This is a genomic window from Thioalkalivibrio sp. ALE9 (genome assembly GCF_000377445.1).
Lineage (GTDB): Bacteria > Pseudomonadota > Gammaproteobacteria > Ectothiorhodospirales > Ectothiorhodospiraceae > Thioalkalivibrio.
In genome coordinates, this window is the sequence record NZ_KB898122.1 from 562,662 (window position 1) to 586,318 (window position 23,657).

Here is a 23,657-nt window from a genome sequence, read left to right on the forward strand (position 1 = left end):
CCGTTAGCGGTTGCGGATGCCGTAGCGGCTGCCGTCCCCGCCCAGCTGGTAGCGGATCACGGCCTCGCGGTGTTCGCGATAGGTCTGGGAGAAATGATGGCTGCCATCGCCGCGCGAAACAAAGAACAGGTCGTCGGTATCCGCCGGCCGCGCGGCGGCCTCCAGGGCGGCCCGCCCCGGCAGCGCGATCGGCGTCGGGGGCAACCCCGCGCGCGTGTAGGTGTTGTAGGGGTGGTCACGATCCAGCTCGGCCCGCGTCAGCCGCTGCACGCCCGGTTCCTGCACGTACAGCAGGGTCGGGTCGGTCTGCAGTCGCATGCCGCGCTTCAGCCGATTCACGAATACGCCCGCTACCCGGTCCCGCTCGTCCCCACGCCCGGTCTCGCGCTCGATGATCGAGGCCAGGATCAGCAGCTCATAGGGGGAATCCACCGGGTGGTCCTCGATACGGCCTTCCCAGGCCCGCTCCAGGTGCAGGCGCATGGCCTGATGGGCGCGCTCCAGCACCGTCAGGGCCTCGGTGCCGGAGCCGAAGAAATAGGTATCCGGAAGAAACCAGCCTTCCGGATGATCCAGGTCCGACAAGCCCAGGGTCTCGAGGAGGTTGTGAACCCCGACCGACTCCGGCGGACCGACCAGCTCCGGATGTTCGCGCAGCGCGCTCAGTGCCTGGCGGATGGTCCAGCCCTCGGGAAAGGTCAGGCGATGCTGGATGACCTCGCCCCGGGCCATCGCGTGCAGCAGATCGCGCGGCGTCATCCCCGGGGTCACTGCGTACTCGCCGGCCTGTAGCCGCGGCGCAAGCCCCTGGCGCCGCCCGTAGACCTCCGCCACCCAGGCGGACTCGATCCAGCCGCGCTCAGCAAACGAACGGCTGACCGAGCGCAGCCCCTGACCCGATTCAAGCTGGTAGCGTTCCGAGGCGTCCAGCGCCAGGGGCGTGTCCAGTTGTGCCCGGTAGTGTTCGCCCAACCACCAGGCGGTGCCCAGGGCAAGCGCGACCACCAGAGCCAGGACGGCGAGACTAATGCGCTTCATGCAACGCGATTCCCATGCGGTAGAGCAGATCATCCTGCCACGCGCGCCCCGGATTGTCCGCTTCAGCCAGCACCGCCGGGGTCATCCCGAGACGTGCATTCGTTATGTAGATACCGTCGGCCTGCCTGATCCGTTCGGTCTCCGGATATTCCTCGACCACGGAGAATCCAAACCCTGCCGCATGATCGAGGATCCAGGCCCGCCGGGTCCCGGCAATCCCGGCCTGGTCGAGCGGGGGCGTCAGCAGCTGCTGCCCCTCGCGCACCCAGAGATTGCCCTGGGTGGCGCTGATCACCCGCCCCAGTGCATCGCAAACGATCGCTTCCTCCCAGCCAGTTTCCCAGTGGCTGCGTACCATCACCTGTTCCAGGCGGCTGGTGTGCTTGAGCCCCGCGAGCGCCGGGTTCACCCCAACGGGGACGGCCGACCAGCCCAGAACCAGGGGGCTCCGGTCGCCGGGTGGCGTGGCGTCCAGCGCGGGCCCGGCACTGACGATCCGCGTGGGTGCCGGATGGGCGGGTGGCGCGTACCCTCGGGGCCCTCCGCCACGCGTAATCGTCACCCGCACCAGGCATTCGGGCCCGTGCGCCACCCGTGCCACTTCCTCGAGAATCTGCCCTTCCTCGGGCTCCGGGAAGCCCAGCTGGCGCAGGCCCCGCCACAGCCGATCCCGGTGGTACGCCCACAATTGCGGCTGGCTCGAACGCACGCGCAGGGTCTCGAACAGCCCATCCCCGAGCAGCAGCCCGCGATCACCCACCGAGACGTTCTCGTCCGGTTCCCCGTTCACCAGGATCACGAAAGCGCCTCGTTGTGCACGCCCAGCGCCTCCAGAAGACCCCGTGCCTTGTGCCGGGTCTCCTCCAGCTCGCGCTCCGGGTCCGAGTCAGCCACGATGCCGGCACCGGCGCGGAAGCGCAGCTCGTTCCCGTGCGCAACGAGCGTACGGATCAGGATATTGGTATCCATGCGCCCATGCCGGCTCACGTAGCCACAGGCGCCGGTGTAGGCGCCACGCGGCGCGTACTGCTCCAGTTCCTGGATGATCTGCATGCTGCGAATCTTCGGGCACCCGGTGATGGTGCCGCCGGGGAAGACCGCCCGCAGGACATCAGCGGCCGTGGTCCCGGGGCGCAGGCGCCCGACGATGCTCGAGACAATGTGGTGCACCCGGCGATAGCTCTCGATGGTCATCAGCTCCGCGACCCGCACGCTGCCAATCTCGGCCACCCGCCCGACATCGTTGCGTTCCAGGTCCACCAGCATCACATGTTCGGCCCGCTCTTTAAGATTAAAGTTCAACTCACTGAAAAGACGCCGATCCTTGTCGGCATCCGCATCCCGTCTTCGGGTTCCCGCGATCGGCCGGGTCTCGATTTCGCCCCGCTCCACCGACACCAGGCGTTCCGGCGAGGAGCTGATCACGTGGGCCCCCGGCAACTGCAGCCAGGCGGCAAACGGGGCCGCATTCGCCTGACGCAGGCGCATATACAGCACCGCCGGATCCAGCGGTGCGGCCGCCGTGGCATGCCATTCCCGCGACAGATTGACCTGGAAGGTATCGCCGGCTCGAATGTACTCGAGGCCGCGAAGTACCGCCTCGCGGTATTGGGCCGGATCCTCCTCCTGCAAGGAAAGATCGGGCAAGGGGCTGCACGCCGCGTCCGCATCCTCCTGTACTGCCTCCAGGTCCCGCTCGACCTGCGCCCGGCGCTCGGCATCGTCCGTTTCGTCCACGAACCATGTACGGCCCGCGTGGTGATCATGGATCAGGGCCGCGGGAAAATAGGTCAGCAGCGCGTCCGGCAGCCAGGGATCCGACCGGCATTCACCCAGCGCCGGCTCCAGGCCCCAGGACAGCTCGTATCCCGCGTAGAGGAACCACCCTCCGAGGAACGGGAGATGGGCATGGGGCGTGTCGTCCGGGGCCAGCTCCGGTACCCCGGACAGGTCCTGGTCCAGCGCCTGCAGGATATCCTCGCCCGCCGCGGTCGAAAGGGTTCGACCGGGAAAGGCAAACAGGATGGAGAAGCGTGCCGGGGCCTGCCCGATGAGGGCCGACTCCAGCAGATGCGGGTAGCGTTCGGGGAATCGCCGCGCCAGGGCCGCGAAATCGACCCCGGCGGCCAGTGGATGGACCGCCATGGCGGCGCCGCAGCGTCAGATGCTGCGGAACACCAGCGTGCCGTTGGTGCCGCCGAACCCGAAGGAGTTGGACAGGCCGACCTTGGTGTTCATCTCGCGCGCTTCGTTGGCCACATAGTCCAGATCGCAGCCTTCGCTCGGGTTTTCCAGGTTGATGGTCGGCGGCGACACCTGATCGCGCAGGGCCAGCGCCGTGAAAACGCCCTCGATCCCGCCGGCGGCCCCCAGCAGGTGGCCGGTCATCGACTTGGTGGAGTTCACCAGAAGCTTGTAGGCATGGTCGCCGAAGGCCTTCTTCAGCCCCTGGGTCTCCGCCAGGTCGCCCGCCGGCGTCGAGGTCCCGTGCGCGTTGATATACCCGACCTCTTCCGGATTCACGCCGGCATCCTTCAGCGCCCGGTGCATGCACTTGGCGGCGCCGGAGCCATCCTGGATGGGCTGCGTCATGTGGTGGGCATCAGCGTTCCAGGCGAACCCCGCGACCTCGCAGTAGATGTTCGCCCCGCGAGCCTTCGCATGCTCGTACTCTTCCAGCATCATCACGCCAGCACCATCGCTGAGCACGAAGCCGTCACGATCCTGGTCCCAGGGGCGGGAAGCGCGTTCCGGATCATCGTTGCGGGTGGACAGCGCGCGAGCCGCGGCAAAGCCGCCGATGCCCAGCGGCGTGGTCGCCATCTCGGCCCCGCCGGCCACCATCGCATCGGCGTCGCCGTAGGCGATCATGCGCGCCGCGTCGCCGATGTTGTGGGTCCCGGTGGCACAGGCCGAGACGATGGAGATGTTCGGGCCCTGCAGGTTGCGCATGATGGACAGATTGCCGGCCACCATATTGATGATCGCACTGGGCACGAAGAACGGCGAGATCTTGCGCGCCCCGCCCTTCAGGTATGCCCCGTAGGAACGTTCGATATACGGCAGACCGCCGATTCCGGAGCCGATCGCGACCCCGATCCGTTCGGCGTTCTCCTCGGTCACCTCCAGTCCGGAGTCGTCCAGGGCCTGAAGCCCCGCGGCCAGCCCGTAGAGGACGAAGGTGTCCATCTTTTTCTGATCTTTCGTCGAGACGTAATCATTGGCCTCGAAATCCCGAACGGCGCCGGAGATCTTCACCGGCATGTCCGAGGCATCGAAGACATCGATGGGGGAAATGCCGCTCTTGCCGGCCTTGATGTTGCTCCAGGCCTTGTCGATAGTGGATCCGACCGGGGACACGATCCCCAGTCCGGTAATCACGACACGTCGCTTAGCCAATGATGTTCTCCTCGAAAGACTGAAATACGCGTTCAGCGAAACGACGAAGGGCCGCCCTGCGCGCAGGAAGGCCCGTTCGCGTCGTCCTGACCGGCGCCCGGAGGCGTCGGATCAGTCCTTCATGTGCTCGTTGATATAGTCGATCGCCTGCTGCACGGTGGTGATCTTTTCCGCCTGCTCGTCGGGGATCTCGGTCTCGAATTCTTCTTCGAGCGCCATCACCAGTTCCACCGTGTCCAGCGAGTCCGCACCCAGGTCGTCAACGAAAGCGGCGGCGTTGGTCACGTCCTCTTCCTTGACTCCCAGTTGCTCGACAACGATCTTCTTGACGCGTTCTTCAATGCTACTCATGGTTCAGAAATCCCCTTCGGTGTGAGGCGGCTTCGTTGAAAGGTCCGCCATTCTAGAGAAAAGCCCCGCCGCGATCTAGCGATCCGTGCAGCGGGCCATGCGGGCGGCACGCGGCCTGCCCGCCGTGATCAATGCATGAACATCCCGCCGTTCACGTGCAGGGTCTCGCCGGTGATGTAACCGGCCTCCTCGGACGCGAGGAAACCCACCGCCGCGGCGATCTCCTCCGGCGCGCCGAGGCGCCCCAGCGGGATCTGGCCCAGCAGGGCCGCTTTCGTGTCATCGCCCAGCTCGCGGGTCATGTCGGTATCGATGAACCCGGGGGCGACCGTGTTCACCGTGATACTGCGGCTGCCGACCTCGCGCGCCAGCGACCGGGCAAACCCGGCCAGGCCCGCCTTGGCCGCCGCATAGTTGGTCTGTCCCGCGTTGCCGGTGGAGCCGACCACCGACCCGATCAGGATGATACGGCCGCGGCGCAGCTTCATCATGCCCTTCAGCAGGCGCTGGGTCAGGCGCACGGCGGCGGAGAGGTTGGTGTCGATGATCGCATCCCACTCCTCGTCCTTCATGCGCATGAAGAGGTTGTCGCGGGTAATGCCGGCGTTGTTCACCAGCACCTCGATCGGGCCTTCCTGCGCCTGGATCGCCTGCAGGCCGGCGGCGACGGAATCGGCGTCGGTGACGTCCATGGCGATGCCGCGGCCGCCCCATTCCTTCAGGGCCTCGGTGATCCGCTCGGCGCCGGCGTCACTGGTGGCGGTGCCTACCACCTGCAGGCCCTGCTCGGCCAGACGCCGGGCGATGGCGGCGCCAATGCCGCGGCTGGCGCCGGTTACCAGGGCTACACGTTTGCTGTCAGACATGGTTGTGCCTTTGCTTCATGTGAGAGGGAGTCGCGAACCGCGGCGGCGCGAGCGCGCTCAGGATGCGTCCGACCCCAGGCGTTCCAGGGTGGCGTTCAGCGTGTCGCGATCGGCGACATCGAACAATTCCAGATCCCGGTCGATGCGCTTGGCCAGTCCGGTCAGCACGCGCCCGGGCCCGCACTCGACCTGCACCGCCACGCCCTGCTCGCGCAGACCGCGAATGGTCTCGACCCAGCGTACGGGCCGGTACAGCTGCGCGGCCAGGTTCTCCTTGATGGTCTCCGCCGAATCCGCCGGCGCGGCCGTCACATTCTGCCAGACCGGGATGCTCGGCGAGCTGAAGCTGGTGCTGTCAAGCGCAGCCTGCAGGCGCTCGGCCGCCGGCCGCATCAAGGCGCAGTGCGAGGGAACCGAGACCGGAAGCTTCAGGGCGCGCTTGGCGCCGGCGTCCTTCGCCGCCCCCACCGCAAGGTCCACCGCCGCGGCATTACCCGCGATGACCACCTGGCCCGGGGCGTTCAGATTGACCGCCTCCAATACCTCGCCCCCGGCATGCTCGCTGCAAAGGGTCTGCACCGCGGCATCGTCGAGCCCGAGGATCGCGGCCATCGCGCCCTCGCCTTCCGGGACCGCCGCCTGCATCGCCCGGGCGCGTTCCGCGACCAGCCGTACCGCATCGGGGAAGCGCAGCACGCCCGCGGCCACCAGGGCGCTGTACTCGCCCAGGCTGTGACCAGCAACGGCCTGCGGGCGCGCGGGGGTCTGCTCGCTCAGCAGGCGCCAGGCGGCAACCCCCGCGGCCAGCATCACCGGCTGGGTCCATTCGGTCTGGTTCAGCTGCTCGACCGGGCCGTGCTGGCACAGGCTCCAGAGATCGGCGTCAAGGCAGTCCGACGCCTCCTGAAAGGTGTCACGGACAATGGCATGGTCGTCGCCCAGGTCGGCCAGCATGCCGGTGGACTGGGACCCCTGGCCGGGAAAAACGGCTGCCCAAGAAGTTGTCATTCGCAATGGTCTCGCGCGTGAAAGCGCGCGTAGTGTAGGCGGTCAGGGAAATGGCGGCAAACGCGGCGTCCGACTCGTCCCGCACCTGCACCGAGGCCGTCGCCCCGTCCATCCACGCCGTGGACCGGCCCTGCGAGGCGCGCCATGACTTGTGTTCCGCTGGTGCATCCGGATAATGTCGCCACCTTGATTCAATACGAGAGGAACTGTATGGCGAAGGAAGACGAAATCGAGCTGGAGGGTACCGTCGTCGAGACGCTCCCGAACACCACCTTCCGGGTGGAGCTCGAAAATGGGCACACGATCACGGCGCACATCTCCGGCAAGATGCGCAAGCATTACATCCGGATCCTGCGCGGCGACAAGGTGATCGTGCAGATGACGCCCTATGACCTGACCAAGGGTCGCATCGTCTACCGCAACAAGTAAGTTCGCCTCTCCAACGAAGAAGCCCCGGCAGGACCGGGGCTTCTTCATTTGCGGGCCCTTGCGCGGGCCCGGTTATGCCAGCACGCCGCATCAGGACGACACGGCCGTCTCCTGGATATCCAGCTCCAGCCCGGACTCGCCCAGTCGGACCACCACCTCGCCGCCGTGCGCCAGACGGCCGAACAGCAGCTCGTCGGCCAGCGGCTTCTTGATGTGCTCCTGCAGGGTGCGGGCCATCGGTCGCGCACCCATCTTGACGTCGTAGCCATGCTCGGCCAGCCAGGCCCGGGCGTCCGGCTCCACCGTCAGGTGGACCTTCTTCTCGTCGAGCTGGGCCTGCAGCTGAGTCAGGAACTTGTCGACCACATTGAGGATGGTCGCCTCGTCCAGCGGCCCGAACTGGATGGTCGCATCCAGCCGGTTGCGGAACTCCGGCGTAAAGGTCCGCTTGATCGCCTCCATCGCATCGCTGGAGTGGTCCTGCTGGGTAAAGCCCACCGACGGGCGGCTGGCCTGCTCGGCACCGGCGTTGGTGGTCATCACCAGGATCACATTGCGGAAGTCCACCTCGCGTCCGTTGGCATCCGTCAGCGTGCCGTGGTCCATGACCTGCAGGAGCACATTGAAGACGTCCGGGTGAGCCTTCTCGATCTCGTCCAGCAGCAGCACGGAATGCGGATGCTTCAGGATGGCGTCAGTGAGCAGCCCGCCCTCGTCATACCCCACATAGCCGGGCGGTGCCCCGATCAGGCGGGAGACCGTGTGGCGCTCCATATACTCGGACATGTCGAACCGCGCCAGGTGGATGCCCATCTGCTGCGCCAGCTGACGGGTGACCTCGGTCTTGCCGACCCCCGTCGGCCCGGCAAACAGGAACGAGCCGATCGGCTTGTCCATGTCGCCCAGACCGGAGCGTGCCATCTTGATGGCTGTCGCCAGGGTGCCGATCGCCTCGTCCTGGCCAAACACGGTCATCTTCAGGTTGCGGTCGAGGTTGCGCAGGGTCTCCTTGTCGGAGCTGGAAACCGACTTCGGCGGGATGCGCGCGATCTTCGCCACGATACTCTCGATATCCTGCACACCGATGGTCTTCTTGCGCTGGCTGGCCGGCTGCAGCTGGCGGCTGGCCCCGGCCTCGTCGATCAGGTCGATCGCCTTGTCCGGCAGGAAGCGGTCGGTGATGTAACGGTCGGCCAGCTCCGCCGCCGCCCGCAGCGCCGGCTTGGTAAACCGTACGTTGTGGTGCAGCTCGAAACGGGACTTCAGACCGCGCAGGATCTGCTCGGTCTCGTCGACCGTCGGCTCGGGCACCTCGATCTTCTGGAAACGCCGCGCCAGGGCACGATCCTTCTCGAAGATGCCGCGGTACTCCTGGTAGGTCGTGGAGCCGATGCACTTCAGCTCGCCCGAGGCGAGCATCGGCTTGATCAGGTTGGAGGCATCCATCACCCCGCCGGAGGCCGCGCCAGCCCCGATGATGGTGTGGATCTCGTCGATGAACAGCACCGCACCCGGCTCCTTCTTGAGCTGGGCCAGAACGCCCTTAAGGCGCTTCTCGAAGTCGCCGCGGTATTTGGTCCCGGCGACCAGCGCCCCCAAGTCCAGGGCATAGACGGTCGCGGATTCGATCGCCTCGGGCACCTGTTCGTCGACGATGCGCCGCGCCAGACCCTCGGCAATGGCGGTCTTGCCGACCCCGGCCTCTCCGACCAGCAGCGGGTTGTTCTTCCGCCGGCGGCAGAGGATCTGGATAGTGCGCTCGATCTCGTGATCGCGCCCGATCAGCGGGTCGATCTCGTCCTTGCGCGCCTTGTCGTTGAGGTTGGTGGCGTAGAGCTGCAGCGCGTTGGTCTTTTCCTCGCGCTCGCCCTCCACCGGCTCGGCCTGGGACTCGTTCGGGTTGGGCTGCGCCCCGAGTTCGTCCTCGCCCACCTTGGAGATCCCGTGCGAGATGAAGTTGACGACATCCAGGCGCGAGATGTTCTGCTGCCCCAGCACGTACAGCGCCTGGCTGTCCTGTTCGCCGAACAGGGCCACCAGGACGTTGGCGCCGGAGACCTCCTTGCGTCCGCTGGACTGCACATGGAACACGGCCCGCTGCAGCACGCGCTGGAAGCCCAACGTCGGCTGCGTCTCGCGCGAATCGTTCGGCGGGATGCGCGGCGTGTTCTCGTCGATATAGGCCTCCAGCTCGTCGCGGATGCGATCGAGATCGCCCCCGCAGGCCCGCAGCACCGTGGCCGCGCTGGGATTCTGCGCCAGCGCCATCAGCAGATGCTCAACGGTCACGAACTCGTGACGTTTTTCGCGGGCCTCCTTGAAGACCATGTTCAGGCTGAATTCGAGTTCCTTGTCGAGCATGGGAGTCAGGCCTCCTCCATCGAGCAAAGCAGTGGGTGCTGATGGCTGCGGGCGTAGTCGTTCACCTGCGCCACCTTGGTCTCGGCCACATCCCGGGTAAAGATGCCGCATACTCCCTTGCCGCGCGTGTGCACGTGCAGCATCACCCGGGTGGCCTTTTCGCGATCCATGCTGAAGAAGGTCTCCAGTACCTCGATCACGAACTCCATGGGCGTGAAATCGTCGTTGAGCAGGACCACCTTGTACTGTCGCGGTGGCTTGAGCTCCGGCCTCGATTCTTCGACCGTTACCGAGTCGTCTCGATCGGGGTTTTGGGGCTTGTCATCACTCATCGGTCGAACTCGCGCCTTCAGCGGTTACTCGTTTGGGTCGTCTCCATCCTCGAATGGTTCCTGGCCGAGGCCAAGTGCCCTTACGGACACTCCGACCACCGACCCGTCCCGTCACATGTGCTTGATCATCGCCTCGCCAAAGGCCGAGCAGGCAATCGGCTCGACGTTATCCATCAGCCGCGCGAAGTCGTAGGTCACCTCGCCGGCGCTGATCGCGCCGCCCATGCCCTTGACCACCAGGTCCGCCGCCTCGGGCCAGCCCAGATGCCGCAGCATCATCTCGGCAGACAGGATCAGCGAGCCGGGGTTCACCTTGTCCTGGCCGGCATACTTCGGCGCCGTGCCGTGGGTGGCCTCGAACATCGCGGTGGTGTCGGACAGGTTCGCACCCGGGGCGATGCCGATGCCACCCACCTGCGCGGCCAGCGCATCCGAGATGTAGTCACCGTTCAGGTTCAGCGTGGCGATCACCGAGTAGTCCTCCGGGCGCAGCAGGATCTGCTGCAGGAAGGCATCCGCGATCACGTCCTTGATCACGATGTCGCGGCCGGTCTTCGGGTTCTTGAAGGTCTGCCACGGGCCGCCGTCCAGGTCCTTCGCACCGAACTCCTCGCGCGCCAGCTCGTAGCCCCAGGCCTTGAAGGAGCCCTCGGTGAATTTCATGATGTTGCCCTTGTGCACCAGCGTCACCGACGGGCGGTCGTTGTCGATCGCGTACTCGATGGCCTTGCGCACCAGGCGCTTGGTGCCTTCGCTGGAGACCGGCTTCACGCCGATGCCGGCGGTATCAGGGAAGCGGATCTGGGTCACGCCCATCTCGCCCTGCAGGAAGTCGATGACCTTTTTCGCTTCCGGCGTGCCGGACTCGAATTCAATGCCGGCGTAGATGTCCTCCGAGTTCTCGCGAAAGATCACCATGTCGGTCTTTTCCGGAGCCTTCAGCGGACTCGGGGTGCCGTCGTAGTAGCGCACCGGGCGCAGACAGACAAACAGATCCAGCTTCTGGCGCAGCGCCACGTTCAGGGAGCGGAAACCGCCACCGACCGGCGTGGTCAGCGGGCCCTTGATGGACACGCGGTAATCCTTCACCGCCTCCAGGGTCTCGTCCGGAAGGCCCGAATCATCGTCGTAGACCCTGGTTGCCTTCTCGCCGGCATAGACCTCCATCCACTCGATCGCCTTCTTCCCGCCGTAGGCCTTCTCCACGGCCGCATCGGTCACCCGGCGCATCACCGGGGTGATATCGACCCCGATGCCGTCACCCTCGATATAGGGGATCACCGGATGATCCGGCACCTGCAGCTTCCCCTGCTCGTCGACGGTGATGCGTTCGCCCTTCTCCGGGACCTGAATGTGCTGATAGGCCATGCCAACTCCTTGTACGGAAATCGAGATCAATGGATCGGTCAATCGGGTATGCCTCGATTATACATGCCCAAACGCCATCTCCGGGGGCCCGGAGCGAGTGAAATCGACGTTCCGTCATGGTCGTGTGCGCCTGTGCCTGCGTTATCATCCGCCGCATGACCGAACGCCTCCCCTGTCACATCACCGTGGCCGCCGTGATCGAGCGCGAAGGCCGGTTCCTGTTCGTCGAGGAGACCGACGGCGGGCGCCGGGTCCTGAACCAGCCGGCCGGGCACCTGGATGCCCGCGAAGACCTCATCGAGGCGGTCGTGCGCGAGGTCCGCGAGGAGACCTCCCTCGCGTTCACCCCCGAGGCCACCCTCGGCTGCGACCTCCTGGAACTGGCCAGCGGCGCCGTCATCCTGCGCACCAGCTTCTGTGGCTCGACCACGCCCCTGCCTTCGCCCGGCCCGCGAGACCCGGCGATCCATGCCCTGCACTGGCTGACACCCGAGGCGGCCGAACGCGACTGGCCCCTGCGCAGCCCCCTGGTGATGCGCAGCATCCATCGCTACCAGGCTGGCCCGCGCCTCCCGCTCGCGGCGGTCGGCGGGCTGGTTCGGGCGGTCGCGCCATGAGCGGCGGCGAGCGCGTCATCATCGGCCTCTCCGGGGGCGTCGACTCCGCCGTCGCCGCCAGCCGCCTGCTGGAGGCCGGCTATCGCGTCGAAGGCCTGTTCATGAAGAACTGGGAGGATGACGACGACGCCGAATACTGCGCCGCCGAGGCCGACTACGCGATGGCCCGCGAGGTCGCGGATTGTCTCGAGATCCCCCTGCACAAGGCGAACTTCGCCGAGGACTACCGCCAGCGGGTGTTCGCCCAGTTCCTCCACGAATACGAGGCCGGGCGCACCCCCAACCCGGACATCCTCTGCAACCGCGAGATCAAGTTCCGTTCCTTCCTCGACCACGCGCGCGAGCTGGGCGCCCGCTGGATCGCCACCGGTCACTACGCGCGGGTCCGCCATCATGCGGACTTCAGCGAGCTGTGCATGGCGGCCGACTCGAACAAGGACCAGACCTACTTCCTGCATACCCTGACTCAGGAGCAGTTGCGCCCGGCCCTGTTCCCGCTGGGGGATATCCCGAAGGACCAGGTCCGGGTGCGGGCCCGCGAACTGGGTCTGCCGAACCACGCCCGCAAGGACTCCACGGGGATCTGCTTTATTGGCGAGCGGCGCTTCCGCGACTTCCTCGCGCAGTACCTGAACGCCACCCAGGGCGAGATGCGCACCCCGGAGGGTCAGATCGTCGGCTACCACCAGGGCCTGATGTTCTATACCCTCGGCCAGCGCCAGGGTCTCGGCATTGGCGGGGTCGACGGTTTCGCCGAGGCCCCGTGGTATGTGGTCGATAAGGATCTCGAGCACAACGCCCTGGTCGTCGCCCAGGACCCGCAGCATCCGCGACTGATGAGCCCGACGCTTGTCACCGAGCCGGTCCACTGGATCCACGATGTGCCTGCCCCGGACGAGCCGCTCCGGGCCCGACTGCGCCACCGCCAGCCCCTGCAGGACTGCCGCATCGAGGCGCTTGCGCCGACGGGCGCCACAGTGGTGTTCGACAGCTCGCAGCGCGCCGCCACCCCCGGGCAGTCCATCGCCTTCTACCGCGGTGATGTCTGCCTGGGCGGCGCGGTGATCGCGACCCGGACCACGCTGGACCACCACGCAGGCGCCATTCAATCCGCGTCTCCCTGAGTGAGTCCGCCGGGTCACTTCCGGTATAGTGAGCCCTGCCTGGCGCCCCGCCCCCGACCCACCAAGGAATGAACTGGCTTGGACCGCTCCGATCACAACCGCACGCTGGCGCTTGCCGCCCTCTTCCAGTGCGCCAGCCTGGTCAAGGATCTGGCCTGGCGCGGCAGCTGCGACGAATACGAGTTCGAGGTCCTGATCGGCAGCCTGTTTGCCTTCGATGCCGAGACACCGGAAGCGGTCTACCGCGAGGCCGTCAGCCTGAAGAGCGGCCTGGAACGCATCGAGAGCCAGCTGCAAAACGGCAGCAAGCCGCCGGACATGGAGATCACCCGCTACGCGATCGGCTTGATCTTCCTCGAGCGCAAGCTGCAAAAACGCGACGATATGCTGCAGACGCTGACCGACGGTCTGCAGGGCGCGCAACGCCAGATCGACTACTTTCACATCACCCACGAGAGCGTGATCGCGCGGCTCGCCGAGATCTACAAGGAGACCATCTCCGAACTCGGCCCGCGCATCATCGTGCAGGGGGAACAGAACAACCTCTCCAACCCGGAGACCGCCGCGCGCATTCGTGCGTTGCTGCTGGCAGGAATCCGGGCCGCGGTCCTCTGGCGCCAGGCCGGCGGATCGCGCTGGAAACTGCTTTTTGGCCGCAAGCGGCTGATTCGCGAAGCGAACCACATCCTCAATCGACTCAATACCTGAACGCGGAAGACGCATCATGAGCCACGCCGACCCGAAGAACACCCAAGCCCTGTCCGCTGGCGGCCTCGACTGCCGTTACGTGCCGATCACCGATGACGCCCGCGCGAAGGATCTCCCCTTCGCCCTCAAGGTGCTCCTGGAAAACCTGCTGCGCTTCGAGGACGAGCGCACCGTCCGGCGTGCCGACATCGAGGCCCTGCTGGACTGGGACCCGAAGGCCGAGCCGGCCCAGGAGATCGCCTTCCGACCGGCCCGCGTGCTGCTGCAGGACTTCACCGGCGTGCCGGCGGTGGTCGACCTCGCCGCGATGCGCGACGCGATGGAGGCCCTCGGCGGCGATCCGAAAAAGATCACCCCGCTGCAGCCGGCGGAGCTGGTGATCGACCACTCGGTCCAGGTGGATGCCCACGGCAACGCCAACGCGATGAACCTGAACGCGGAGCTGGAATACTCCCGCAACCGCGAGCGCTACAGCTTCCTCAAGTGGGGCCAGCAGGCCTTTGATACCTTCAAGGTCGTGCCGCCGGACACCGGCATCGTCCACCAGGTGAACCTCGAATACCTGGCCCGTACGGTGTTCGTGGACGACCAGGCCGAGGGGGGCTGCATGGCCTACCCGGATACCCTGGTCGGTACCGACTCCCACACCACCATGATCAACGGCCTCGGCGTACTCGGCTGGGGCGTGGGCGGCATCGAGGCCGAGGCCGCGATGCTCGGCCAGCCGATCTCCATGCTGATCCCGCAGGTCGTCGGCTTCCGCCTGACCGGCAAGCTGGCCGAGGGCGCCACCGCGACCGACCTGGTGCTGGTGATCGTCGAGATGCTGCGCAAGAAGGGCGTGGTCGGGAAGTTCGTCGAGTTCTTTGGCGACGGCCTCGCCGATCTGCCCCTGGCCGATCGCGCCACCATCGCCAACATGGCGCCGGAGTACGGCGCCACCTGCGGCATCTTCCCGATCGACGACGAGACCCTGAACTACCTGCGCCTGACCGGGCGTGACGCCGGCCATATCGAATTCATCGAGGCCTATGCCAAGGCCCAGGGGCTGTGGCGTGACGACAGCGCCCCGATCGCCCGCTACAGCGACATGCTGGAGCTGGACCTGTCCACGGTCGAACCCAGCCTCGCCGGGCCCAAGCGCCCGCAGGACCGCATCCCGCTGAGCCAGGCCGGCGCCACCATCAGCCGCCATCTGGACACCATGCTGAAGGAGCGCGAGAGCGGCGCCGACGAACCGGCCGAGGCCGAGCGCTTCGCGGCCGAGGGCGGGCATACCGCCGTGGGCGTGGAACACCAGGCGGAGGAACCCCATCACACCGCCATCGAGATGGACGGCGAGACCTTCACGCTGGATCACGGCGACATCGTGATCGCGGCGATCACCTCCTGCACCAACACCTCCAACCCGTCGGTGATGCTGGGTGCCGGCCTGGTCGCGCGCAAGGCGCGCGAGGCGGGGCTGCAGGTCAAGCCCTGGGTGAAGACCTCGCTGGCCCCCGGCTCGCGCGTGGTCACCGACTACCTGGAGAAGTCCGGCCTGCTGACCGATCTGGAGGCCCTTGGCTTTCACGTGGTCGGCTATGGCTGCACCACCTGCATCGGCAACTCGGGCCCGCTGCCCGAGCCGATCTCCGAGGCCATCATCAAGGACGACCTGATCGTCAGCTCGGTGCTCTCCGGCAACCGCAACTTCGAGGGGCGCATCCATTCCGAGGTGCAGATGAACTTCCTCGCCTCGCCGCCCCTGGTGGTCGCCTACGCCCTGGCCGGGCGCAGCAATATCGACCTGTACAACGATCCCATCGGCGAGAACGCCGAGGGCGCGCCGGTCTACCTGAAGGACATCTGGCCGACCACCGACGAGGTGCGCGAGGCCGTCGCCAGCCACGTCGGCGCCGGCAGCTTTACCAGTGCCTACGGGGATCTCTACTCCGGCGAGGAGCGCTGGCGCAACCTGGAGGCCCCCAAGGGCGAGCGTTTCGAGTGGCAGGAGGACTCCACCTACGTCCGCAATCCGCCCTACTTCAAGGGCATGGGCATGACCCCGATGCCCTGGCACGACATCCAGGGTGCGCGCGTGCTGGCCCTGCTGGGCGACTCGGTCACCACCGACCACATCTCCCCGGCCGGATCGATCGCCAAGGACAGCCCCGCCGGGAAGTACCTGGAATCCAAGGGCGTAAAGCCCGCGGACTTCAATTCCTATGGCTCGCGGCGCGGCAACCACGAGGTGATGATGCGCGGCACCTTCGCCAACGTGCGCTTGCGCAACCTGCTGGCCCCGGGCACCCAGGGCGGCGTCACACAGCACCTGCCGGATGGCGAGCAGATGTCGATCTATGACGCCGCCATGCGCTACCAGGAAGAGGACACCCCGCTGATCGTGATCGCCGGTCAGGAATACGGGACCGGCTCCTCGCGCGACTGGGCCGCCAAGGGGACCCTGCTACTGGGAGTCAAGGCGGTGATCGTCGAGAGCTTCGAGCGCATCCACCGCTCCAACCTGGTGGGCATGGGTGTCCTCCCGCTGCAGTTCCTGCCCGGCGAGAACGCGGCCAGCCACGGACTGACCGGGCACGAGACCTACAGCATCACCGGCGTGGAGAACGGCGAGGCCCGCGAGGCGACGGTGACCGCGGTGGACGACGACGGTCAGCGCAGCACCTTCACCGTGCGTGTACGCCTGGATACCCCGCAGGAGGTGGACTACTTCCGCCACGGCGGCATCCTGCCCTACGTGTTGCGCCAGCTCGCGGGTTCCGCATAAGGTTTCGGCATGGGACGACGGATCTCCACGGAGGCAATACAGTCCGGTCAGACACTGGCGACCGCCGTGCATGACCGCTCCGGCCGTCTCCTGATCCCCGCCGGCATGGTGCTGCAGGACAAGCAGATCCGCGTGCTGCTGTCCTGGGGTATCAGCACGGTCGAGGTGGTCGAGGACGAGCAGGCAGCGGCCAATGATGGTCAGGACGAGCCTGTGGAGCTCCCGCCCGAAACTCGGCCCACGCCGGAGATGGAGGAACAGGCCGATACCATCCTGTCCGAGCGCTTCCGCCACTGTGACGTGAACGCCCACCCCATGGACGGGTTCCACCAGCTCGCCCGTGAGCAGTTGCTGGATGAGCTGATGCGACGCGGGCACCGGTCCCGAGGTGCATGATGACCGTCGCCGAGTTCCTCGAGCAGGACGACTCGCTGTGCAGCTTTTCCGGCAGTTACAACACGATCTTCACCCGTCTTAGCGATCCCACGGCCAACGTCGCCGGGATCACCGAGGCAGTGGAGCTGGACCCCACCATCGCCGCGAAGACGCTGCGCATGGCGAACTCCTCGCTGTACGGCTTTCCCGAGCCCATCGACACCCTGCACCGCGCGGTCTCCATCATCGGCCTGCAGCAGATGCGCCAGATCGTGCTGTCGACAATCGTCATTGAGCATTTCCGTGGATTGCCGGTCATCGGCGTCGACATGGAGTCGTTCTGGCGCCACAGCATCGCGGTCGGCGTGCTCAGTCGCTCCATCGCACGGTTCCGCCGCGAGGCCAACATCGAACGACTGTACCTCTACGGCATCATGCACGATCTGGGGCGGCTGCTGCTGTTCCTGCGCCTGGGCACCCGCACCGAGGAGCTGATCAACATCCGCGAACGCGAGCAGTGCCTGCTGTTCGAGGCCGAACGCGAGCTGCTCGGCTTCGATCATGCCGCCATCGGCTCCGCCCTGCTGGAGGAATGGGGCATGGCCCCGGCCCAGGTGGAGGCCACGCGCTACCACCATGCCCCGGAGGATGCGCGCGCCTTCCCGGTGGAAACCGCGATCGTGCACGTCGCCGACAGCATCGCGAATTCGTTGCGCCTGGGATCGTCCGGCGAGCGCTTCGTGCCCCCGGTAAGCCCCGAGACCTTCGACCGGATCGGCCTGGAGATGCCGGTCTATGAAGACATCATCGGCCACGCCCGCAAGCATCTGGACCAGATGCAGGCGATCCTCCTCGACTGAGCCCGTATGCAGGCAAAGGACGCTGTTGCATGAGCCCATCGTATCGCACGCCCGAGGAGGTCAATGCCCTCCATGAGCGCATCCGTTTCCTCGAGGAGGCCCTGGAGGCCAACGCCTACGCGATGGACGTGCTCGCCTCGACCACGGCGATCTTTGGCGACACCGACCGCAACCGCAGCCCCGAGCTGATCATCCAGAACAGCATCGAGTCCATCCGCCGGCTCCTCCCGGCACAGGACATGGCGGTCTACGTGCTGGACAACGACTGCTCCTTCAATCTCGCCTACCAGGAGCGCCCGGAGGAGCTGGAGCCGGACCTCGCGGACACCGTGGAACAGCTGATCCGCGACGGGCAGTTCTCCTGGGCGCTGCATCAGAATCACCCGGTCTGCCTCCCCTCGCCGGTCGACGGCGAGAGCGTCATGCTCCACGTGATCTCCACGCGCACCCGGATTCGGGGGATGTTCGTCGCCCGCTTCCGGCAGTCGGAGCTGCAGCGGTACGAGATGATCCTGTCGACCCTGACCATGGTGCTCTTCAATACCGCCTATGCCCTCGAGAGCGCCGACCTGTTCCAGATGATGGATCGGCGCCAGAAGGCCCTGCAGCGGATCACCGAGCGCCAGTCGCGCGAACTGCTGCACCACATGTCGCACGACTCGCTGACCAACCTGCCCAATCGCATGCTGTTCAGCGACCGCCTGTCACAGGCCATGGAGCGCCATGCCGGCGCCGCCGGTCACGTGGCGCTGATCCTGCTGGACCTCGACAATTTCAAGCGCACCAATGACTCCCTCGGCCATCGCGCCGGCGACGAGCTGATCCGCAAGGTCGCGCAGGACCTCTCCGAACTGCTGGACCATGCGCGCGAGCGTTCCGGTCGCCACCTGCGCACCACCCTGTCGCGCCTGGGCGGCGACGAGTTCGGCATCCTCGTGGAGGACAGCCAGGGGCTGGAGGGTATCGTCCGCCTGGTCACCGACGTCGTCCGCAAGACGGCAACCGAGCGCCAGATCTTCGATCAGCCGGTGGTCAGCAGCGTGTCCTGTGGTATCGCGGTGTACCCCTACGACGGCGAGGACGCGGACACCCTGCTGGGCAACGCGGATGCCGCGATGTACGAGGCCAAGCAGCGCGGGCGCAACGGGTTCCGCTTCTATACCCAGGACCTCAACGCCCGCACCTTCCGTCACTTCGAGCTGGAAAACGAGCTGGGCCAGGCCATTGCCAATGAGCAACTGGTGCTGCACTACCAGCCCAAGGTGGAGCTCGCGACCGGCCGGGTCATCGGCGCCGAGGCCCTGATCCGCTGGCAGCACCCGAAGCTGGGCCTGCTGCCGCCCGGCCACTTCATCGAACTGGCCGAGGACATGACCCTGATCGAGGAGATCGGGGAATGGGTGCTGCGTCAGGTCTGCCGCGACCTGCAATCCCTGCGCATGGGGGAGGACGAGCTCCCGCGGGTCGCGATCAATGTCTCCGCCCGCCAGCTGCGCCAGCCGGATCTGGCCGGCGGCTTCCATCGCATCATCCGCGAGGCCGGCATCCCCACCCGCTGCATCGAGCTGGAGCTCACCGAGACCAGCATCATGGATGACCCCAAGGGTGCCGCGCGCGTCTTCCAGCGCCTGCGCCAGGTCGGCATGTCCCTGGCCGTCGACGACTTCGGCACCGGCAACGCCTCGCTGATGCAGCTCAAGCAGTTGCCGGCCGATACCCTGAAGATCGACCGCTCCTTCGTGAAGGATCTCGACCACGGCGAGGAGCATGCGCAGATCGTGCGCGCGATCGTGCTGATGGCCCGCACCCTGGGGCTCGACGTGATCGCCGAAGGCGTGGAGACCGAGCGCCAGGCGCAGATCCTGCAGGACCTCGACTGCCACACGGCCCAGGGCTACTTCTACTCGCACCCCGTCCCGTTTGCCGACTTCCGCGAGCTGCTCCAGCCAGGCGTGGCACTCCCGCTCGCGACCGCCTGACGCCCTCCTTTGCCCCGCGACCTATTCTGACGGGCCGGTCAGGTTCGCGGGGTCCAGCAGGGCCTGCAGGCGCTCGCGCGGGATGTCAGTGTGTTCCGCCGCCACCTCGACGATGGGCCGCCCGGTCGCGTAGGCCTCCTTGGCGATACGCGCACCGGCCTCGTAGCCAATCTCCGCGTTCAGCGCCGTCACCAGGATGGGGTTGCGGTCCAGGGCGGCGCGCACGACCGCCTCGTTCACGGTGAACCCCGCGATGGCGCGGTCCGCCAGATGCCCGGCCGCACGCGCCAGCAGGCCCGTCTGATTCAGCAGATTGTCGGCGATCATCGGCAATCCCACGTTCAACTGGAAATTGCCGCCCTGCCCGGCGGCCGCGATCGCCGCATCCAGACCGATCACCTGCTGCGCGGCCATGATGACGCCCTCCGGGATCACCGGATTCACCTTGCCCGGCATGATCGAGCTGCCCGGTTGCAGGGCCGGCAGCGCGATCTCGCCCAGCCCCGCCAGCGGACCGGAGTTCATCCAGCGCAGGTCGTTGGCGATCTTGATCAGGCTGGTGGCCGTGGTGCGCAGCTGCCCCGACAGTTCCACCGCCGTGTCCTGGCTGGCGAGCCCCGCGAACCCGTTGGATTCGCGCTCGAAGGCAATGCCAGTGCGTTCCGCCAGGCGCTGTGCCACACGCTCGCCGAACGCAGCCGGGGCATTGATCCCCGTACCCACCGCGGTGCCACCGATCGCCAGCCGGTTTACCCGGTCGCGGGTCGCGCGCAGGCGTTCGACATCCAGCTCCAGCTGCGTGCGCCAGCCAGACAACTCCTGGCTCATGCGCACCGGCATCGCGTCCATCAGGTGGGTGCGCCCGGTCTTCACGATCGCGGTCAGTTCGCCCTCGCGCCGCGCGATGGTGGCGATCAGGTGACGCAGCGCCGGGATCAGTTCCTGTTCCAGCTGGGTCGATGCCGCCACGTGCAACGCGGTCGGGATCACGTCGTTCGAGCTCTGGGAACGGTTCACGTGGTCATTGGGGTGGATCGGCAGGGCCTCGCTGGAGGCCAGGCGCGCGATCACCTCGTTCATGTTCATGTTGGTACTGGTGCCCGATCCGGTCTGGTAGACATCCACCGGGAAGGCATCCGCATGTTCGCCACTGGCGATGGTCTCGGCGGCCGCGACAATGACCCCGGCCACCTCCGCCGGCAGCTGCTCCAGCGCCTGATTGGCTTCGGCACAGGCCGCCTTGGTCTGCGCCAGTGCACGAATGAAGGCCGCCGGCAATGGGCGTCCGGCGATCTGGAAGTTGTCCACCGCACGCTGGGTCTGGGCGCCCCACAGGGCCTGTTCCGGGACCGCCACCGGTCCGAGACTGTCCTGTTCCTGACGCATTGCGGGCTTCGACATGCCGTTCTCCTGGTTGGGTCCGCGCCGGTAACCGGGGTCTCCCCGGCGCGATGCTGTATTGCAACTGAACGCCTTAGTATACTGCGCCGCCTGACTCGAACCCGACCCCGGAATGCCCATGTCCCCGAGCCCCCTGACTGCGATCAGCCCTGTCGACGGCCGCTACGCGCGCCATACCCGCGACCTGGCGCCCTACTTCTCCGAACAGGGCCTGATGCAGGCCCGCGTGCGCGTGGAGATCGCCTGGCTCAAGGCCCTGGCCGCCGAGTCGGCTATCCCCGAGGTGCCGGCCTTGACCGACGCGGCGGGTGCCTTCCTCGATGAGATCGCCTTCGGCTTCGACGAGGTCGCGGGCGCCCGGGTGAAGGAGATCGAGGCGACCACCAACCACGACGTAAAGGCGATCGAGTACTACATCAAGGAACAGATGGCGGACCGCGCCGACCTGCAGAGCCAGATCGAGTTCGTGCACTTCGCCTGCACCTCCGAGGACATCAACAACCTCGCCTACGGCGTGATGGTCCGCGAGGCCCGCGACCAGGTGATGCTGCCGGCCCTGGACAGCGTGCTCGCCCCCCTGCGCACGCTTGCCGAACGCTTCGCCGAACAACCGATGCTCGCGCGCACCCACGGCCAGCCGGCCTCCCCCACCACCATGGGCAAGGAACTGGCCAACGTGGTCGCGCGTCTGGAGCGCCAGCGCGACGAGATCGCCGCCGTCGCCTGCCGCGGCAAGATCAACGGCGCGGTCGGCAACTTCAATGCCCACAACGTGGCCTACCCGGAGGTCGACTGGCCGGCCCTGTCGCGGCGAATGATCGAGGGCCTGGGGCTGGAACCGAATACCCACACCACCCAGATCGAGCCGCATGACTTCCTCGCCGAGCTGTTCCACGGCTTCATGCGCGCGAACACCATCCTGCTGGATGCGTCGCGTGACATCTGGGGCTATATCTCGCTGGGCTACTTCAAGCAGAAGGTCGTGGCCGGCGAAGTCGGCTCCTCGACCATGCCGCACAAGGTCAACCCGATCGACTTCGAGAACGCCGAGGGTAACCTCGGCCTGGCCAATGCCCTGTTCGATCACCTCGCGGGCAAGCTGCCGGTATCACGTTTCCAGCGCGATCTGACCGACTCCACCGTGCTGCGCAATATCGGCCTGGCGTTCGCCTGGTCGCTGATCGCCTACAAGGCCTTCGATCGCGGCCTCGGGAAGCTGGAGATCGAGCCCGGCCGCCTGGCGGAAGACCTGGACCAGAACTGGGAGGTCCTGGGCGAGGCGGTCCAGACGGTGATGCGTCGCTACGGCATTGAGTCGCCCTACGAGAAGCTCAAGGAACTGACCCGCGGGCAGCGCATTACGCCCGAGGCCCTGGCGGCCTTCATCGACGGCCTCGAGATCCCGGAAGAGGCCCGCGCGCGCCTGCGCGAGCTGACGCCGGGCACCTACACCGGCATCGCCGAGAAACTCGCGCGCGACCTCTGATCCCGCGCGCCATGGTGGCCCCGGATCCGAACCAACCGCTGGTCCTGCTCGGCGGGCTCACGCCCGCCGAGTTTCTGCGCGACTACTGGCAGCAACGCCCGCTGCTCGTGCGCAATGCGGTCCCGGGTTTCGAGAATCCCATCGAGCCCGATGATCTGGCCGGCCTGGCGACTGATCCGGATGCCGCCAGCCGTATCGTCCGCGGGCATGTCGACCGCCAGGACTGGGACGTGGAGTACGGCCCCTTCGACGCCGAGCACCTGGGGCAGCTGCCCGCGCGCGACTGGACCCTGCTGATCACCGACGTGGAACGCTTCTGGCCCGGCGGGTCGGACTTCCTCGCCCGTTTCGACTTCATCCCGCGCTGGCGCCGGGACGACCTGATGATCTCCTATGCCCCGCCCGGGGGCTCCGTCGGGCCGCATGTGGACCAGTACGATGTGTTCCTGTTCCAGGCGGCAGGACGCCGCCGCTGGCAGATCCAGGACCCACCGGGATCGCTGGATTGCCACGACGACCTGCCGCTCGCCATCCTGCGCGAGTTCCACCCGAGCGAGACCTGGGAGCTGGGCCCCGGCGACCTGCTCTATCTGCCGCCCGGTCTGCCGCATTACGGCCTGTCCCTGGATGCGCAGTGCATGACCTGGTCGGTCGGTTTTCGCGCCCCGACCATCCTCGACGTCCTGACCGGCTTTCTCGAGGAGCGCGCGAACGTGATCGGGGATCAGGCCCGCTTCGAGGATCCGGGGCGTCACCCGGCCACCTGCCCCGCCGAACTCCCCTCCGCGGATCGAGGGGAACTGCGCGAGGCCCTGCGCGCCCTGCTCGCCGGGGAGGACCACGACCTGGACGCCTATCTCGGCCGGTTCCTGACCCGCCCCGCCGGGAACATCGAGCTCGCTCCGGAAGACCCCGGGATCGCGGCCCGTGCCGGGGTTGCGGAACGCTTTGTCCTCCACCCCGGTATCCGCCGCGCGTGGTTCCAGGGCCCCGACGGCCCGGTCCTGTGCGTCGGTGGCAATGACTATCCCGCACAGCTCGTCGCGCCTGAGGTCCTGGAGACGTTCTGCCGCGCGGAGACGCTCAGCGTCGCGGAATGGGAGGAGGCGATCCCCGCGATCCGCCAGATCCTGGCGGACGGGCTCGAGGCGGGCTGGATCGCCCCGGAGACGCCCGCCGAGTAGC

At 66.9% G+C, this 23,657-nt stretch carries 21 protein-coding genes; 10 read left to right on the forward strand and 11 right to left on the reverse strand.

All coding sequences use genetic code 11. The features are described 5' to 3' along the window. Nucleotides 1–3: 3 nt before the first annotated feature. The 7 genes from mltG to fabD all read right to left on the reverse strand — a co-directional run bounded on the left by mltG (nucleotide 4) and on the right by fabD (nucleotide 6,662). Complete coding sequence (gene mltG / locus D106_RS0102680) at nucleotides 4–1,038, reverse strand: endolytic transglycosylase MltG (protein ID WP_018877402.1); 1,035 nt, start codon at nucleotides 1,036–1,038, stop codon at nucleotides 4–6. Beyond that, entirely contained in the window at nucleotides 1,025–1,837 is an 813-nt protein-coding gene (gene pabC / locus D106_RS0102685) for an aminodeoxychorismate lyase (protein ID WP_018879113.1), read from the reverse strand. Before pabC ends, mltG begins: the two co-directional genes overlap by 14 nt. Next, nucleotides 1,834–3,183 carry an aminodeoxychorismate synthase component I gene (locus tag D106_RS0102690; RefSeq protein ID WP_018879114.1) on the reverse strand — a complete coding sequence of 450 codons (1,350 nt, stop codon included), beginning with the start codon at nucleotides 3,181–3,183 and terminating at the stop codon, nucleotides 1,834–1,836. Before D106_RS0102690 ends, pabC begins: the two co-directional genes overlap by 4 nt. Nucleotides 3,184–3,198: 15 nt before the next feature. Then, a complete protein-coding gene (gene fabF, locus D106_RS0102695) occupies nucleotides 3,199–4,419 on the reverse strand; it encodes a beta-ketoacyl-ACP synthase II (protein WP_018879115.1) in 1,221 nt (406 codons plus the stop codon). A gap of 129 nt (nucleotides 4,420–4,548) precedes the next feature. Further along, nucleotides 4,549–4,788 carry an acyl carrier protein gene (gene acpP / locus D106_RS0102700; RefSeq protein WP_017941560.1) on the reverse strand — a complete coding sequence of 80 codons (240 nt, stop codon included), beginning with the start codon at nucleotides 4,786–4,788 and terminating at the stop codon, nucleotides 4,549–4,551. 128 nt (nucleotides 4,789–4,916) lie between these two features. After that, the gene (gene fabG, locus D106_RS0102705) at nucleotides 4,917–5,654 is read right to left on the reverse strand and encodes a 3-oxoacyl-ACP reductase FabG (RefSeq protein WP_018866327.1); all 738 of its coding nucleotides are present in this window, start codon (nucleotides 5,652–5,654) and stop codon (nucleotides 4,917–4,919) included. A 57-nt stretch (nucleotides 5,655–5,711) separates the two neighbouring features. After that, entirely contained in the window at nucleotides 5,712–6,662 is a 951-nt protein-coding gene (gene fabD, locus D106_RS0102710) for an ACP S-malonyltransferase (RefSeq protein WP_081620044.1), read from the reverse strand. Nucleotides 6,663–6,872: 210 nt separating this feature from the next. Here fabD and infA point away from each other — a divergent pair, with 210 nt between their 5' ends. Then, nucleotides 6,873–7,091 (forward strand): translation initiation factor IF-1, encoded by a 219-nt coding sequence (gene infA, locus D106_RS0102715; protein ID WP_012982660.1) that lies wholly within the window; start codon nucleotides 6,873–6,875, stop codon nucleotides 7,089–7,091. Nucleotides 7,092–7,181: 90 nt separating this feature from the next. Here infA and clpA read toward each other — a convergent pair whose 3' ends face one another. From clpA to icd, 3 genes are all read right to left on the reverse strand, one after another. Next, nucleotides 7,182–9,452, reverse strand: coding sequence for an ATP-dependent Clp protease ATP-binding subunit ClpA (clpA, locus tag D106_RS0102720; RefSeq protein ID WP_018866329.1), 2,271 nt, complete (start codon nucleotides 9,450–9,452; stop codon nucleotides 7,182–7,184). Between the two features lie 5 nt (nucleotides 9,453–9,457). Beyond that, nucleotides 9,458–9,784, reverse strand: coding sequence for an ATP-dependent Clp protease adapter ClpS (clpS, locus tag D106_RS0102725; RefSeq protein WP_018140091.1), 327 nt, complete (start codon nucleotides 9,782–9,784; stop codon nucleotides 9,458–9,460). Between the two features lie 111 nt (nucleotides 9,785–9,895). Then, nucleotides 9,896–11,152 (reverse strand): NADP-dependent isocitrate dehydrogenase, encoded by a 1,257-nt coding sequence (icd, locus tag D106_RS0102730; protein ID WP_018879117.1) that lies wholly within the window; start codon nucleotides 11,150–11,152, stop codon nucleotides 9,896–9,898. A 155-nt stretch (nucleotides 11,153–11,307) separates the two neighbouring features. On the opposite strand from icd, the gene D106_RS0102735 reads away from it, so the two are divergent. The 7 genes from D106_RS0102735 (at nucleotide 11,308) to D106_RS0102765 (ending at nucleotide 19,585) form a co-directional block, all read left to right on the forward strand. After that, nucleotides 11,308–11,769, forward strand: coding sequence for an NUDIX domain-containing protein (locus tag D106_RS0102735; RefSeq protein WP_026280220.1), 462 nt, complete (start codon nucleotides 11,308–11,310; stop codon nucleotides 11,767–11,769). Then, a complete protein-coding gene (gene mnmA, locus D106_RS0102740) occupies nucleotides 11,766–12,893 on the forward strand; it encodes a tRNA 2-thiouridine(34) synthase MnmA (RefSeq protein ID WP_018879118.1) in 1,128 nt (375 codons plus the stop codon). Before D106_RS0102735 ends, mnmA begins: the two co-directional genes overlap by 4 nt. Nucleotides 12,894–12,971: 78 nt before the next feature. Beyond that, the gene (gene hflD, locus D106_RS0102745; RefSeq protein WP_018866334.1) at nucleotides 12,972–13,601 is read left to right on the forward strand and encodes a high frequency lysogenization protein HflD; all 630 of its coding nucleotides are present in this window, start codon (nucleotides 12,972–12,974) and stop codon (nucleotides 13,599–13,601) included. Between the two features lie 16 nt (nucleotides 13,602–13,617). Beyond that, entirely contained in the window at nucleotides 13,618–16,371 is a 2,754-nt protein-coding gene (acnA, locus tag D106_RS0102750; RefSeq protein WP_018879119.1) for an aconitate hydratase AcnA, read from the forward strand. Nucleotides 16,372–16,437: 66 nt separating this feature from the next. Next, nucleotides 16,438–16,767 (forward strand): hypothetical protein, encoded by a 330-nt coding sequence (locus D106_RS0102755; protein WP_018875491.1) that lies wholly within the window; start codon nucleotides 16,438–16,440, stop codon nucleotides 16,765–16,767. Next, entirely contained in the window at nucleotides 16,767–17,606 is an 840-nt protein-coding gene (locus D106_RS0102760) for an HDOD domain-containing protein (RefSeq protein ID WP_018879120.1), read from the forward strand. Before D106_RS0102755 ends, D106_RS0102760 begins: the two co-directional genes overlap by 1 nt. A 29-nt stretch (nucleotides 17,607–17,635) precedes the next feature. Continuing rightward, a complete protein-coding gene (locus D106_RS0102765; protein WP_018879121.1) occupies nucleotides 17,636–19,585 on the forward strand; it encodes a bifunctional diguanylate cyclase/phosphodiesterase in 1,950 nt (649 codons plus the stop codon). Nucleotides 19,586–19,606: 21 nt separating this feature from the next. On the opposite strand, the gene D106_RS0102770 is transcribed toward D106_RS0102765, so the two are convergent. Then, nucleotides 19,607–20,986, reverse strand: a complete 1,380-nt coding sequence (locus tag D106_RS0102770; protein WP_026280393.1) for a lyase family protein — start codon at nucleotides 20,984–20,986, stop codon at nucleotides 19,607–19,609. A gap of 118 nt (nucleotides 20,987–21,104) precedes the next feature. On the opposite strand from D106_RS0102770, the gene purB reads away from it, so the two are divergent. Further along, complete coding sequence (gene purB, locus D106_RS0102775; protein WP_018879122.1) at nucleotides 21,105–22,472, forward strand: adenylosuccinate lyase; 1,368 nt, start codon at nucleotides 21,105–21,107, stop codon at nucleotides 22,470–22,472. An 11-nt stretch (nucleotides 22,473–22,483) separates the two neighbouring features. Continuing rightward, nucleotides 22,484–23,656, forward strand: a complete 1,173-nt coding sequence (locus D106_RS0102780) for a cupin domain-containing protein (RefSeq protein WP_018879123.1) — start codon at nucleotides 22,484–22,486, stop codon at nucleotides 23,654–23,656. The last annotated feature ends 1 nt before the right edge of the window (nucleotide 23,657 follow it).

Coding starts and splice junctions, on each gene's coding strand:
- mltG (WP_018877402.1), bottom strand. CDS start 1,038: ATGAAGCGCATTAGTCTCGCCGTCCTGGCTCTGGTGGTCGCGCTTGCC.
- D106_RS0102690 (WP_018879114.1), bottom strand. CDS start 3,183: ATGGCGGTCCATCCACTGGCCGCCGGGGTCGATTTCGCGGCCCTGGCG.
- acpP (WP_017941560.1), bottom strand. CDS start 4,788: ATGAGTAGCATTGAAGAACGCGTCAAGAAGATCGTTGTCGAGCAACTG.
- fabG (WP_018866327.1), bottom strand. CDS start 5,654: ATGTCTGACAGCAAACGTGTAGCCCTGGTAACCGGCGCCAGCCGCGGC.
- fabD (WP_081620044.1), bottom strand. CDS start 6,662: ATGACAACTTCTTGGGCAGCCGTTTTTCCCGGCCAGGGGTCCCAGTCC.
- infA (WP_012982660.1), top strand. CDS start 6,873: ATGGCGAAGGAAGACGAAATCGAGCTGGAGGGTACCGTCGTCGAGACG.
- clpA (WP_018866329.1), bottom strand. CDS start 9,452: ATGCTCGACAAGGAACTCGAATTCAGCCTGAACATGGTCTTCAAGGAG.
- clpS (WP_018140091.1), bottom strand. CDS start 9,784: ATGAGTGATGACAAGCCCCAAAACCCCGATCGAGACGACTCGGTAACG.
- icd (WP_018879117.1), bottom strand. CDS start 11,152: ATGGCCTATCAGCACATTCAGGTCCCGGAGAAGGGCGAACGCATCACC.
- D106_RS0102735 (WP_026280220.1), top strand. CDS start 11,308: ATGACCGAACGCCTCCCCTGTCACATCACCGTGGCCGCCGTGATCGAG.
- mnmA (WP_018879118.1), top strand. CDS start 11,766: ATGAGCGGCGGCGAGCGCGTCATCATCGGCCTCTCCGGGGGCGTCGAC.
- acnA (WP_018879119.1), top strand. CDS start 13,618: ATGAGCCACGCCGACCCGAAGAACACCCAAGCCCTGTCCGCTGGCGGC.
- D106_RS0102760 (WP_018879120.1), top strand. CDS start 16,767: ATGACCGTCGCCGAGTTCCTCGAGCAGGACGACTCGCTGTGCAGCTTT.
- D106_RS0102765 (WP_018879121.1), top strand. CDS start 17,636: ATGAGCCCATCGTATCGCACGCCCGAGGAGGTCAATGCCCTCCATGAG.
- D106_RS0102770 (WP_026280393.1), bottom strand. CDS start 20,986: ATGTCGAAGCCCGCAATGCGTCAGGAACAGGACAGTCTCGGACCGGTG.
- purB (WP_018879122.1), top strand. CDS start 21,105: ATGTCCCCGAGCCCCCTGACTGCGATCAGCCCTGTCGACGGCCGCTAC.
- D106_RS0102780 (WP_018879123.1), top strand. CDS start 22,484: ATGGTGGCCCCGGATCCGAACCAACCGCTGGTCCTGCTCGGCGGGCTC.